Origin of the sequence: Azospirillum brasilense (assembly GCF_003349955.1) — a bacterium.
GTDB lineage: Bacteria > Pseudomonadota > Alphaproteobacteria > Azospirillales > Azospirillaceae > Azospirillum > Azospirillum brasilense_B.
This window is the reverse complement of sequence record NZ_QLKQ01000065.1, coordinates 1-13,578: the sequence shown is the minus strand read 5'-3', so window position 1 is coordinate 13,578 and position 13,578 is coordinate 1. Positions and strand designations below refer to the sequence as shown.

The 13,578-nt window shown below is 69.3% G+C and carries 9 protein-coding genes; 7 read left to right on the top strand and 2 right to left on the bottom strand.

Annotation, left to right across the window (positions count from 1 at the left end; genetic code table 11):
• The first annotated feature begins 10 nt into the window (after positions 1-10).
• The gene (gene sppA / locus DXK32_RS23800) at positions 11-1,762 is read left to right on the top strand and encodes a signal peptide peptidase SppA (protein ID WP_114860768.1); all 1,752 of its coding nucleotides are present in this window, start codon (positions 11-13) and stop codon (positions 1,760-1,762) included.
• 98 nt (positions 1,763-1,860) lie between these two features.
• Here sppA and DXK32_RS23795 read toward each other — a convergent pair whose 3' ends face one another.
• Entirely contained in the window at positions 1,861-2,106 is a 246-nt protein-coding gene (locus DXK32_RS23795) for a hypothetical protein (protein ID WP_109069585.1), read from the bottom strand.
• Between the two features lie 645 nt (positions 2,107-2,751).
• Here DXK32_RS23795 and DXK32_RS23790 point away from each other — a divergent pair.
• From DXK32_RS23790 to DXK32_RS23770, 5 genes are all read left to right on the top strand, one after another.
• Complete coding sequence (locus tag DXK32_RS23790) at positions 2,752-5,799, top strand: chemotaxis protein CheB (protein WP_114860767.1); 3,048 nt, start codon at positions 2,752-2,754, stop codon at positions 5,797-5,799.
• A complete protein-coding gene (locus DXK32_RS23785) occupies positions 5,796-8,357 on the top strand; it encodes a PAS domain S-box protein (protein ID WP_114860766.1) in 2,562 nt (853 codons plus the stop codon). Before DXK32_RS23790 ends, DXK32_RS23785 begins: the two co-directional genes overlap by 4 nt.
• Before the next feature lie 124 nt (positions 8,358-8,481).
• Positions 8,482-8,931, top strand: a complete 450-nt coding sequence (locus tag DXK32_RS23780; RefSeq protein WP_014240906.1) for a hypothetical protein — start codon at positions 8,482-8,484, stop codon at positions 8,929-8,931.
• Positions 8,932-9,019: 88 nt separating this feature from the next.
• On the top strand, positions 9,020-9,370 hold the full coding sequence (locus DXK32_RS23775) for a hypothetical protein (protein WP_114860765.1): 351 nt from the start codon (positions 9,020-9,022) through the stop codon (positions 9,368-9,370).
• 87 nt (positions 9,371-9,457) lie between these two features.
• Positions 9,458-10,294: a hypothetical protein gene (locus DXK32_RS23770; protein WP_114860764.1), complete on the top strand. Its 837-nt coding sequence runs from the start codon at positions 9,458-9,460 to the stop codon at positions 10,292-10,294.
• A gap of 65 nt (positions 10,295-10,359) precedes the next feature.
• On the opposite strand, the gene DXK32_RS23765 is transcribed toward DXK32_RS23770, so the two are convergent.
• Complete coding sequence (locus DXK32_RS23765) at positions 10,360-13,011, bottom strand: glycosyltransferase (RefSeq protein ID WP_114860763.1); 2,652 nt, start codon at positions 13,009-13,011, stop codon at positions 10,360-10,362.
• Between the two features lie 191 nt (positions 13,012-13,202).
• Here DXK32_RS23765 and DXK32_RS23760 point away from each other — a divergent pair, with 191 nt between their 5' ends.
• Positions 13,203-13,466, top strand: coding sequence for a hypothetical protein (locus tag DXK32_RS23760; protein ID WP_114860762.1), 264 nt, complete (start codon positions 13,203-13,205; stop codon positions 13,464-13,466).
• The last annotated feature ends 112 nt before the right edge of the window (positions 13,467-13,578 follow it).

Genomic DNA, 13,578 nt, shown 5'->3' with positions numbered 1-13,578 from the left:
GAGCCCCCGGATGCTGAGGTTCTTTGTCCGCCTGTTCGCCCTCATCGGCTTCCTCGTGGTGGCCGCCGTGGTCACCGGGGTCGTCCTGGCGGTCCGGCACGAGCCCTCCCTGCCCGACACCGTGGTGCTGGAGCTGGACCTCCGCGACCCGCTGGCGGAAGGCAGCGTGGACCGGCTGGGCAGCTTCCTCGGTCACGAGACGACCTTCCAGGAGGTGCTCGACGCGCTGGAGCGTGGGCGCACCGACCCGCGGGTGAAGGGCGTGCTCGCCCGCTTCGGCGGCGACGGCGCCAGCTTCGCCCAGGTGCAAGAGCTGCGGGCGGCGGTGGAGCGGTTCCGCGCGTCGGGCCGCTTCGCCATCGCCTTCGCCGAATCCTACGGCGACACCGGGGCGGGCAACCGCTCCTACCTGCTGGCCAGCGCCTTCGACGAGGTGTGGATGCAGCCGCTGGGGCTGCTCGGCCTGACCGGCCTGTCGGCGCAGATCCCCTTCGCCCGCGGCGCGCTGGACAAGCTGGACATCCAGCCGCAGGTCTTCCAGCGCGAGGAGTACAAGAGCCTCGCCGACAGCGTCATGCGGACGGACTTCACGCCCGCCCACCGCGAGATGATGGAATCCCTGCTCGGCGACCTGACCAACCAGATCGTCGACGGCGTGGCGGTGAGCCGCCGCCTTCCCCCCGCCGCCGTCAAGGCGGCGATGGACCGCGCGCCCCTGATCGACCGCGAGGCGGTGGACGCCAAGCTGGTCGACCGGCTGGGCTATGCCGACGAGGCGCGGGAGGAGGCTCTGCGCCGCGCCGGGGCGGCGCCCGGCGCCGACACCATGGAGGCGGCGGACTATCTGGGCATCGCCGGCCCGCCCAACCGCAGCGGCCCGACCATCGCGCTGATCCACGCCACCGGCACCATCACCGGCGGCGACAGCGGCAAGCCCGGCCTGGGCGAGGTCACCGCCGGGTCGGAGACGATCGTGTCGGCCATCGAGGACGCGGTGGACGATCCCGACGTCAAGGCCATCCTGTTCCGCATCGACAGCGGCGGCGGCAGCGTGACCGCGTCCGAGACGATCCGCCGCGCCCTGGTCAAGGCCCGCCAGTCGGGCAAGCCGGTGATCGCCACCATGGGCGGCACGGCGGCGTCCGGAGGCTATTGGATCGCGCTGGCCGCCGACCGCATCGTCGCCTCCCCCGCCACCGTGACCGGCTCCATCGGCGTGGTCGCCGGCAAGATGTCGGTCGCCGGCCTGTCGGAGCGGCTGGGCGTGCATTGGGGCGTCCTCGACACCGCCCCCAACGCCGGCCTGTGGTCGCCCTTCCGTCCCTTCGGCCCCGCCGGGGAGGAGCGGTTGAACGCCATCATCGACAGCAGCTATTCCACCTTCCTGTCCCGCGTCGCGGAGGCCCGGCACCTCACCCCCGAACAGGCGCGGGACGCCGCCAAGGGCCGCGTGTGGACCGGCGCCCAGGCCAAAAATCTCGGGCTGATCGACGAGCTGGGCGGAGTCGCCACCGCGCTGACGCTCGCCAAGCAGGCGGCGAAGCTGGCGCCGGACGATCCGGTCACCGTGACCGGCTATCCGCGCCCGAAGCCGCTGATCCGGGAAATCCTCGATCTCGCCTCGGGCAAGGGCGATCTGGTGGAAGCCGTGGCGGTTCTGGCCGGGTTGCGCCCGGCGCTGGCCGAGTTGGCCCCGCTGATCAAGGCGGCCAGCAGCGGCGCGGTGGAGGCCCGCATGCCGCCGCTGGGCCTCGAACGGTAAAACCGTCGGACAAAATTCAGGCCGGCGGGGTGGCCGCCGGCCTGCAGGAGAGTGGCTGCGTCGCGTTGTGACGGCTGCGTCTCGTCAGAAATGCGTCGTCAATGGCGCGTCGCAAACCCCGCCGAACAGAGCATCATCAACGGACCGGCGTTGGTCCGGTTTTCACTTTCCAAGTAACTCTGAAATCCTGGCGAGCAGACCAACCGCGCGATTTCGTCCTTGGAAAAGACCGGCAGGAAGGGATTGTTCGACAGCTCCTCGTAAGCAGCCCTGGCCACTACTCTCAGGTTAAGCGGAATCGCCGCGATATATCGGTCGAGAGCACATTCGTCCTCGCGCTCCATCTGGCGCACTCCTTTCCTACGTTTCTCATGATTAGTGGCTACGGATTAAAGATTGCGCAAAGCGCCAATCGCGTAAAGCGACATAAGCGAACGGGGCAACAGATCCTGCACAGTGTTGTGCCCGTATCACATCATACCTTCTGGGTAAGCTGTGCGCTGGTGGCAAATCCCATCGATTTTTATCTTTCACCCCCGCCATGAAGCACGGCGATCGCAAAAAGGAATGAGACGTCTGAGTACAATGAATTCACGCAATCGCTCTCGGGGCATTGAAAGGAAATGGATATGGAAAATCACCGTACATTCGAAAGTCTCGGCTCAGCGCCGCGCCGAAGCTGAAATTGAAAATCATTAAACACATCGCCAAAAATCCATTAGTCATATGCGCAACGTCAAGGACAGAACACACGCCGCTCCGCGCCTGATCTTCCGAATGCCGGCGCGATGCGGCTCCTGAAGGGGGCGGATTGTCCGGATTGACTGGCAGGAACGCTTCCTATATAGCCGCCTAACCCTTCGCCGTTTTAAAACCGCCGGTGCGCATGAAAAAGGAAAGGCACCGCGCGAGGGAGGGTTTGAATGTCACGGTCGGACGGCAAATAATTCAGTAGACCGTCCTTTACTCCCGCAGACCCGAAGTGCTCCGTGGAACCAGAAGACAACGATCACCCCATCGCCGACGCCCCCACGCCACCCGACGAGGGTGAGGACACGGTCTCCGTCTACGGCCCCTATCCGGAAGGGCGTGACCGGGTCTGCTGCATCGTCGGCATCGGCGCGTCGGCCGGCGGTCTGGAAGCACTCCAGCGCTTCTTCGACAACGTGCCGGGCGAAAGCGACCTCGCCTATGTGGTGGTCCAGCATCTGTCGCCGGTCCACAAGAGCCTGATGGTCGATCTGCTGGCCAAGCACACCGCAATGTCGGTGGTGCAGGCCGCGGACGGCATGGCGGTGGAGCGCAACACCGTCTATCTGCTGCCCCCCGCCAAGCACCTGTCCATCGAGGACGGGCGGTTGATCCTGACCGCCAAGGACGCCGCCGGGGGCATGAGCCTGCCCATCGACATCTTCTTCACCGCTCTCGCCAAGGACCAGGGGCCGCGGGCGCTGGGCGTTGTGCTGTCCGGCACCGGGTCGGACGGAACGCGCGGCCTGCTGGCGATCAAGTCGGCGGGCGGATTCACCGCCGCGCAGGACCCCGAATCGGCGCAGTTCGACGGCATGCCGCGCAGCGCGATCGCCACCGGGCAGGTGGACGCCGTGAAGACGGCGGACAAGCTGCCGGGCTGCCTGATCGAACACGCCGGCCGTGTGCTGTCGCGCAACCTGCCCGTCCCGACCAAACCGCAGGACCGCGACAACGACCCCCTGGCGCAGATCGTGGCGGCCATCCGCTCGGTCACCGGGGTGGATTTCTCGCATTACAAGCTGGCGACCCTGCTGCGCCGGATCGAGCGGCGGATGCACACCGCCGGCCTCGATTCGATGAGCGACTACGCCGCCCTGCTCCGCCGCAACAGCGCCGAGACGGTCAGCCTCTACAAGGAGATGCTGATCGGCGTCACCCGCTTCTTCCGCGACGAGGGGGCCTTCGCCTCCCTGGCCGACAAGGTCATCCCGACCCTGCTGGCCAAGCGCAGCCCCACCGACATGGTGCGCGTCTGGGTTTGCGGCTGCGCCACGGGCGAGGAGGCCTATTCCATCGCCATCCTCTTCGCCGAGGCGCAGGAACGGATGGGGCGGTCCTTCGACGTCAAGATCTTCGCCACCGACATCGACCAGGACAGCATCGAGATCGCCAGCCTGGGCGAATACCCGCGCTCCATCGCCGAGGACGTGTCGCACGAGCGGCTGACCCGCTACTTCATCGCCCGCGGCGACCATTATCTGGTGTCGCGCGACATCCGCCGGATGGTGGTCTTCGCCGCCCACAACATCATGCGCGATCCGCCCTTCACCAAGATCGACCTGGTGAGCTGCCGCAACCTGCTGATCTACATGGACTCGCCCCTTCAGCGGAAGGTGTTGAGCCTGTTCCAGTACGCGCTGCGGCAGAGCGGCTTCCTGTTCCTCGGCACCAGCGAGACGCTGGGCGACCTGTCGGCGGAGTTCCACGTGCTGGACAGCCGGAACAAGCTGTTCCAGAGCCTGCGCACCGGCACCCACAGGCTGTCGCGGCTGCTCGTCCCCACCGTCGCCGCCCCGGTGCACCGCCATGGCGACGAGACCATGTCGCAGGCGCAGGAGGAAGGGGCCGCCATCGACGAGGCGATCTCGACCCTGATGCGGGCCTATGTGCCGCCCAGCCTGCTGGTCAACGAGCAGATGAACATCATGCACGTGTTCGGCGAGGCGTCGACGATCCTGAAGGTGCCGCCGGGCGAGGCCACGCTGAACGCGCTGAAACTTCTGCCCTCCTCGGTTTCCATGGTGGTGGGAACCGCGCTGACGCGGGCCTTCCGCTCCGGCGAGGAATTCGCCCTGTCGAACATCCCGGTGAAGGACCGCGAGGGTTTGCCCGCCGTCAGCCTGCGCGTGAAGCCCTTCGTCGCCCGCAAGACCGGCCGGCGCTTCGCGCTGATCGTGCTCGACCCCAGCGCCCCGGCGCTGGCCCTGCCGGACAGCGATTTCGACTTCGACACCGACACCGCGGAGCGCATCCGCGGGCTGGAGCAGGAGCTGGTTTCCCGCGGCGAGAACCTGCAGGCCACCATCGAGGAGTTGGAGACCGCCAACGAGGAACTGCAGGCGACCAACGAGGAGCTTCTCGCCTCCAACGAAGAGTTGCAGAGTACCAACGAGGAGTTGCAGTCCGTCAACGAGGAGCTGTATTCCGTCAACGCCGAGTATCAGGCGAAGGTGGAGGAGCTGACGGAGGTCACCAACGACCTGGACAACCTGCTGCGCTCGACCGAGATCGGCACGGTCTTCCTGGACGCCGGCATGGTGATCCGGCGCTTCACCCCGGCGGCGGCGCGCTTCATCAACATCATCCCGCGCGACGTCGGGCGGTCGATCTCACACCTGTCGACCAACATCGAGTATCCGGATTTCCTCAAGGACATCGAACGGGTCTTCCACGACCACAAACCGGTGGAACGCCATGTCCCGGTGCGCGGCGACCGCTGGATCCAGACGCGGATCCTTCCGTACCTGACCGAAAAGAATCAGGTGGCCGGTGTGGTCGTCACCTTTGTCGACGTCACCGCCGCCAAGGCCGCGGAGCACCGACTCCAGACGGTGCTGGACAGCCTGCCCGAGCATGTGGCGGTCATCGATTCCGATGGCGCCATCACCATGGTCAACCACGCCTGGCGCATGTTCGGCGAGAAGAACGGCGCCCCGGCGCTGGACCGCTGCGGGCCGGGAACCAATTATCTTGATGTGTGCAACGCCGAGGAAGGAACCGAAGGCGAAGACATCGCCCGTGCCGTGAACGACGGGCTGCGCCGGATCCTGTCCGGCGACATCGAGCAGTTCACCATCGAATACCCTTGTCACTCCGACAAGGAGGAGCGCTGGTTCATGATGCACGCCTGCCGTCTGGCCGGATTGTCAGGGGGAGCGGTGGTCAGCCACATCGACATCACCAACCGGAAGCGGATGGAACTGCGCGCCAGCGGACGGCGGAACGGCCAGAAGAAATCCGGACCATTGACTGCCAAGAACCAGACGGCCGGGGGCGCCGCGTGAACGTATTCCGCAACGAACGGCTTCGCAAGCGCGCGGAACAGGCTCTCAACTCGGGCGGCTTCGAAGGAGCGGAGGTCTCGGCGACCACGCTCAAGGAGGTTCTGCACGAGCTGTACGTCCATCAGGCCGAGCTGGAAATCCAGAACGAGGAGCTGCGCACCGCCCAGCAGGCGCTGGAAGCCTCGCGCATCCAGTATCTCCAGCTCTTCCAGTCGGTGCCGCTGGCCTGCTTCACCGTCAACGCCGCCGGCATCATTTGCGAGGCCAACGCCGCCGCGGAGCGGCAGTTCGGCCTGCCGCTCCGCCGGCTGAAGGGCCGCCCGCTGACCCTGATGGTGGAGTCGCTGGATCATGGCCGCCTGTTCACGGCGCTGGCCCGGCTGCGCGACTCCGGGCAATGGACGCGGCAGGAATACGCCTTCGTCGGCGCCCACAGCGCCATCGACGGGCTGACCGACGCGCGCGTCGTCGAGCTGGAGGCCGGGCCGGACGGGGTCGACAAGGGCGACGTCCTGCTGACCATCACCGACGTGACGGAGCGCAACGCCTGGGTCAGCGAGCTTCAGGACGCCCGCGACGAGGCGGAGCGCACCCGTGCCGCCTATCACCACATCCTTCAGGCGGTGGCCGACGGCATCTGCGGCCTGGACGCGCGCGGCGCCGTCACCTTCGTGAACGCCGCGGCCCAGTCGATGACCGGCTTCGGCGCCAGCGAGCTGGTCGGCCGCTCCTTCGCCGCGCTGATCGGTGGCGACGCCGAGGAGGAAGGCCGGCGCGCCCTGACGCTGTCGCTGGCCGACGGGCTGGTCCGGCAGGTGGCCCACGGGCTCCTGCGGCACCAGGGGGGCGAGGATTTCGTGGCGGAACTGACCGTTTCCCCGATTCTCCAGAACGGGTCGATCACCGGCGCGGTGGTCGCCTTCCGCGACGTGACCGCCCGCCGGGCCGCGGAACAGGCCCTCGCCGAGAGCGAGCGACGGCACCGCACGCTGGTCCAATCGCTGTCCGAAGGGCTGGTGATGCGTTCGGGCGACGGCACGGTGATGGTCGCCAACGCCATGGCGGAACGGCTGATGGCCGGCCCGGCGGGCGTGCTGCTCGATCCCCTTGCCCACCCCTTCGAGAGCCGCAAGCCCGGCGACCGGGCGGGCCGCGCGGCGCGGCGGCGCTTCATCGGCGCCGATGGCGCCCGGCTGACCGGGTTGCCGCCCGCCGCCAAGGCGGTGGACAGCGGAAAGCCGGTGGTCGAGCAGATCGTCGGCATCGCCGAGGGCGACGAGGCGGCGGCTCCGACCCGCTGGCTGCGCGTTTCCAGCCATCCGGTGCCGGGAGCCGACGGACGGCCCGAGGCGGTGGTGTCCAGCGTCACCGACATTTCCGCCATCAAGTCGATGGAGCGCGACCTGAACGTGGCGCTGGACGCCAAGGAGCGTTTCATGGCGGCGGCCAGCCACGACCTGCGCCAGCCGGCCCAAGCCCTGACCCTGCTGTCCGGGCTGCTGCTGAAGGAGCCGATCCCCGAGGAGGCGCGGCGCATCGCCACCCAGCTCCGCGACACGGTGGCCTCGCTCGGCGGGCTCCTCGACTGCCTGCTCGACATTTCCAAGCTGGAAGCCGGCCTCGTCACCCCCCATTCCGCACCGGTGGAGGTGGGGTCGATCATGGAGCGGCTGCACGGGGAGTTCCGGGCGGTCGCCGCCTCCTCCGGGCTGACGCTGCGCACCGTGCCGGTGCGGCTGGGCGTCTGCACCGACGGCGGCCTGCTGGAGCGGGTGCTGCGCAACCTGCTGACCAACGCCATCCGCTACACGCGGCAGGGCCGCGTGCTGTTCGGCGCGCGGCGGCGCGGCGGCGCCCTGCGCTTCGAGGTGTGGGACACCGGCATCGGCATTCCGGAGAACCAGCTCGACCGCATCTTCCAGGACTTCTACCAGATCGGCAACATCGCCCGCGACCGGCGGGAAGGGCTGGGCATGGGGCTCAGCATCGCGCGGCGCCTCGTCCACATGCTCGGCGGCACCATCGAGGTGACCTCGGCGCCGGGCAGGGGTTCCTGCTTCGCCGTCACCCTGCCGGCGGGGGCCATTCTCGACCAGCGGCACTGCGGCGATTCACCGGACGACTCCGCCGCCGGAAGCGGTGAGGCGGACGGCGACGCCTCCGTCCTGCTGGTCGAGGACGACGCGGTGATCCGCATGGCGCTGGCCCTGATGCTGGACGGCTGGGGCTACCGCGTGACGGAAGCCGGCTCGGTGGCGGAAGCGCTGGAGCTGGTGGACGGCGCGCTGGCTCCCGACCTCGTGCTGACCGACTACCGCCTGCCGGACGGCGACACCGGGCTGATGCTGATGGACACGCTGCGCCGCCGCTTCGGACCCGATCTGCCGGGGGTGCTGCTGACGGGCGACACCTCGTCCGACCGGCTGCGCGAGGCCGCCGGCGCGCAATGCGCCCTGCTGCACAAGCCCATCCAGCCCGACGACCTGCGCCGCACCGTGCGCGCCAGCCTGGAGCACCGCGACGCCGAGGCGGAGCCGATCGGACAAGCGGACTTCTAGAACCGTCTCAAATCACGCCCCGACTGTGGCCCAGGCCACAGCGGCGGGGGCGGCACCCGCCTACCCTCTCCTCCACGGACATCGAGCCACACACGGCCCCATAGCCCCGGAGGAGACCCAGCCCATGCGCCGCCTGACCCTGATCGCCGTCGCCGCCACCACGCTGCTCGCCGCCCCCCACGCCTTCGCCAACGACCTGAAGACCGGCGGCATGCCGGTCAACCCGATGATGATGCAGCCGGGCTTCGGCAGCCCCTTCGCCGCGGCGCCATCGCTCTCCAGCACCAACGTCGGCGTCGCGACGAACCTCGCGGCGGGGATCGGCAACAAGGCCAAGCAGAACGTCTTCACCATGCAGCAGGGCACCGGCGGGTCGCTGGTGAACACCAACGTCGGCGTCGCCACCAACGTCGCCGCCGGCATCGGCAACAAGGCGAAGCAGAACGTCACCGGCGTCACCTTCGGCTTCGGCAAGGGCGGCCTGCTCGACACCAACGTCGGGGTGACGACCAACGTCGCCGCCGGCATCGGCAACGCCGCCGGGCAGAATCTGTTCGGTCTCAAGGCCCAATAGTCTCAAGACCCAGTGATCCACCCCGACCGGCGCCGCCAATCCGCAAGGCGGCGCCCCCTTTCGGATTCCTCATGGGAGGACTGCCGCCATGCTCCGCTTCGCCCTGCCGGTCTTCGGTGCGCTCGCCGCCATCCTGGTCCTGGCCGGAACCCCGCAGACCGCCGCCGCCGAGAACCTCGCCTGCCAGACGGTCAACGGGAAGACGGTGTGCAGCCGCGGTTCGGGCTCGCTGTCGTGCCAAACGGTCAACGACCGGACGACCTGCGTGACCGGGCCGGGCGCGCTGACCTGCGAGACCGTCAACGGCCACACCGCCTGCCGCCGCGGCCCGTCGCAGCCCGACCTCAAGCCGATGCCCATGCCGCCGATGCCCCCGCAGGCCGCCCCGATGCCCGATCACCCCTTCGGCAAGAACTTCCCTTTTGAGGAAGAGGCGTAAAGCGCCCCAGCTGTGGTCCGCCTCACAGCGGCGCCCCGCCCGGCCGCCCTAGGATCAGCGCACACCGCCGAACAGAGGAGCCCCGCCATGATCCGCATCCGCCGCTTCGCGCCGCTGCTGTCCGGCCTCGCCGCCCTGGCGCTGCTGGGCGGAGCCGCCGCCGCCCAGGACGCCGGCGGCTTCTCCGTCAACCCGCAGCTCGGCGCGGCGGTCGGCATGTCGATGGGGATGGGCATGGGGATGCCGCCGCTGCTGCCGCGCCAGCCCGTCTTCGTCAACGCCGCCCGGCGCGGCGCGCCTCCGGGGGCGACGGTGACCAACCCCACCGTCAGCCGGCAGGCCACCCACCAGCAGGCCATCGCCAAGATCCGCGGCGACGCCGGCTTCCTGGGCGGCTTCAACAAGGGGCAGGCGCTGGCCGCCAGCCGTCAGCCGCCGCCGGAACCCATCGTGCCGAACTTCACCTTCATCGACGCGCCCTTCATCGTGAACAACTTCGACAGCTCGCTGGCCCTGTCCTTCGGCGACAGCAACGTGACGGAGCAGTACGTCATCCAGGGCGGCGACGGCTCCGGTGGTGGCGCTGGGGGCGGAGTCGCGGAGCAGGCGGCCGCGCCGGCTCCCGTCGGTCAAACGCCGATCCCGGTCCAGGCCGCCGCTCCGACGCAGGCCCCGCCTCCGGCGAAGGCTCCGACCCCGAAACCCCAGCCGGGCGTGACCACCGGCAACGGCGGCCTGCCGCCCGAGGGCTTCTTCGATCCGATGATGACCAACTTCGGCCCGCTGCCGCATCTGCCCGCGGCCCTGGCCAGCGGCGGCATCCAGTTCAACAACGTCGGCACCGCCTTCAACGCCGCCATGGGCCAGGGGAACTTTGCCTCCCAGCAGATCACCAGCATCCAGGGGAAGAAGGGCAAGCGCTGAACCATCGACAAAGAAAAACCCCCTTGCCGGCGGCAAGGGGGTTTTCTCCGTTCAGAGCTGCGCGGTTACGCGGCGACCGGCTCGTTGGCGGCCTTGGCCGGCGCGGCGGCGGGCTGGACCACGCCCTGCGGGGCGGGCAGCGGCGCCGGGCGCGGGGTGCCGGCGGGCAGCATGTCGCCGATCGCGAGGCCCACGGCCATCAGGTTGGGCACGGCCATCGCCGTCAGCAGGATCGCCCACAGCTCCAGCGACAGGGTGCCCAACGGGTTGGCGAGCCACGCGGTCACCGCGGAGACCAGCAGCGCACCCGACAGCCAGGCTTCCGGCTTGGCGCAGAAGGCGCCCTGGGTCCGCTTGCCGCCCTTGGCGGTGACGCGGAAGGCGTCGCGCTTGCGGACCACGCCGCGCAGAGCGGCCAGCGCCACCGTGGTGGACAGCGCCATGCCCACGGCGCAGGCCCCGAAGCTCTCCTTCCACGAGTTGCCGGAGGCGTAGCGCGAGGCCAGCAGGCTCGACCCGGCGCGCAGGACCAGGGCGCCCAGCACCGCGGCGGTGGCCTGGACCGGCGGCAGGTGCAGCGGCAGGACCAGCGAGGCGAAGGTCCAGGTGACCGCCGCACCGGCGGCCAGCACGCCCACCGCGTCGGACCACCAGCGCGCCCAGTTGGTCAGGTAGCCGACCTTCTGGCCGAGCGTCAGCTCCGTGGCGCCGGGCAGGAACTTCCGCCAGTGGGCGCGCAGGATCTGGGTGGAGCCGAAGACCCAGCGGTCGCGCTGCTTGCGGAACTGCATGAAGTTGTCGGGGGCGAGGCCCTGGCCCAGACGCTCGTCGGTGTAGGCGGCGCGGTAGCCGGCCGACAGGATGCGGATGCCCAGCTCGGTGTCCTCGCAGATGCCCTCCTCCGACCAGCCGCCGACCTGTTCCATGGCGGAGCGGCGCAGCATGATCATCGTGCCGTGGCAGACGAAGGCCTGGGAGGTCAGACCCTCCTGCATGCCGACGTCGAAGAAGGGGCGGTACTCGGCGGTCATGGCGGCCTTCAGCGGCGTCTCATGGCCGTCGCGGTGCTCCTGCGGGGCCTGGACGATGCCGACGCGCGGGTCGGCGAAGGTCGGGGCCAGCTTGTTCAGCCAGTCCGGCTCCACCGTATAGTCGGCGTCGAGCACGGCGACGATCTCGGCGCGCGGGTCGGTGTGGCGCAGCGCGGCGTTCAGCGCACCGGCCTTGAAGCCGGAAATCGTCTTGTACCAGTGGAACTTGAACTTCGGACCCAGCTCGGCGCACAGCTCCTCGACCGGGCGGACCAGCGCCTCGTCCTCGGTGTTGTTGATGAGGACGACGACCTCGTAGTCCGGGTAGTCGACGCGGGCCAGCGAGGTCAGCGTGGCGGCCAGCACGTCAGGCTGCTCGCGGCAGGCGGCGATGTGCACGGACACCATCGGCTTGTGCTCCGGCACCGCGGGAACCCGCGGCAGCAGGGCCGGGGCGCGGCCGGTGAACAGGCGGCGGGCCACCTCGGTCAGGTCGGCGAAGGCCACCGACATCATCAGCGCGCCCAGCAGGAAGGCGGAACCCCAGGTGGTCGCCGCGCCGAAGGTGAAATATTCGGCGTAGGCGCCGGCGACGGCCGAGCCGACGCCGAAGCCGACGATGTTGGCGCCCACCGAGGCGGCCAGCGCGTAGGTCATGTTGGTGCGGCGGCGGAAGGCGGCGAAGGCCGACAAGGCGAGGCCGAGGGTCAGCGCCACGGCGGCGCCGGCACGGTCGCCCCAGGGCGCCGGGACGTCGCCGGCCAGCGGCCATTTCGGCGCGCGGTCGGCGTCGAGCACGCCCCAGGTCGGGCCGGGCGAGCCTTCGATGCTCGACTTCCACACGCCGTCGAACGCCTCGACCACGTTGTAGTCGATGCCGAGCATCCCCGCCTCGGCGGCGAAGTTGCGGACGACGAAGGCCTGGGCCTGCGGCGTCGGGTAGGCGTCGTGGAAGTTCTCGCCGCCCGACGGCCAGCCCACCTCGCCCACGAACAGCGGCTTGCCCGGATGCGCCTTGCGCACGGTGTCCAGCCGGTCGCGGATCCAGGTCAGCGCCTTGTCCACCGGCACGCCTTCCCAGTAGGGCAGGACGTGGACGCCCATGTAGTCCGACGCCGCGATGGTCTCCTTGGCCTTGACGATCTCCGACCACACGTCGGCGGTGCCGACCTTGATGTGCTTCGGCACGCCGGCGCGGACGCGGCGGATGTAGGAGGCCAGCTCCGCGTCGGTCAGCTCGGCGCGCAGCAGCGTCTCGTTGCCGACCACGACGCGCTCGATGCCGCGCACGGTGCGGGACAGCACAATGGCGCGGGCGACCTCGCGCTCGTTGCGCGCCTTGTCGTCGCTCAGCCAGACGCCCAGTGTGACGTCCAGGCCATGCTTGGCGGCGATGGCCGGCACGTCGCCCTGGGAGCCCAGCGTGGAATAGGTGCGCACACCGTCGGCGAAGCCGGCGATGGCGGTCATGTCGCGGTCCAGCTCCACCGCATCGACCACCGGCTGGTGGTTCGGGTCGTAGCTGCGGCCCGACGGGGAGTAGGAGACGGATTCGATGCGACCCGGCACGGCGTCCACAGGAGTGGGCGCGTTGCGCCAGGACCAGAAGGACGCGTGGCCGGCAGTCACGGCGAGCATCGCCGCGGCCAAGGCCGCAGACCGGATCGAACGCTTCGGGTTGCTCATGTGGGGATTTCGCAAGCCTGGGTAGGATGGGTGGCGGGCGCCACCGGACACACAGACGAACGTGCGCTGCAAAAAACTATTCCCACGCTCTTCCCGATTTTTTTCCGGTGGCTGCACGGATTACCAAATCGGGAACGGCGAACGCCCAGCTCCTGTTGGCTTGTCCGACCGCAACGACGGGAGACGACGAAATGACCGGCAAAAAGGTCGATGTGACCGCGCTGGAGGAAACGATGGACGAGGTGGTGGAAACCCTCGACCTCGCCGAGCAGGCCGCCGGCTATGTCCGGAAGGAAAGCACCGACCCCATGGACCAGGCCCGCGCCGCCGCCGTGCAGAAGCAGGCCGAAGCCATGCTCGACGCCGCGGAGCAGGCCGCATCCGGTGGCGACCGGCCGCAACGCAGCAATCCCTCTCCCCTGCCGGGGATGCGCCGCCCGCCGCTGGTGAACTGAACCTACTGGAAACTTTGCCCCCTCCCCGACCCTCCCCCGCTCTGCGGGAGAGGGTGCCTTCCGCGAAGCGGCGGCAGTTCCCTCCACCTCGCAGAGGGGGAGGGTTAGGGAG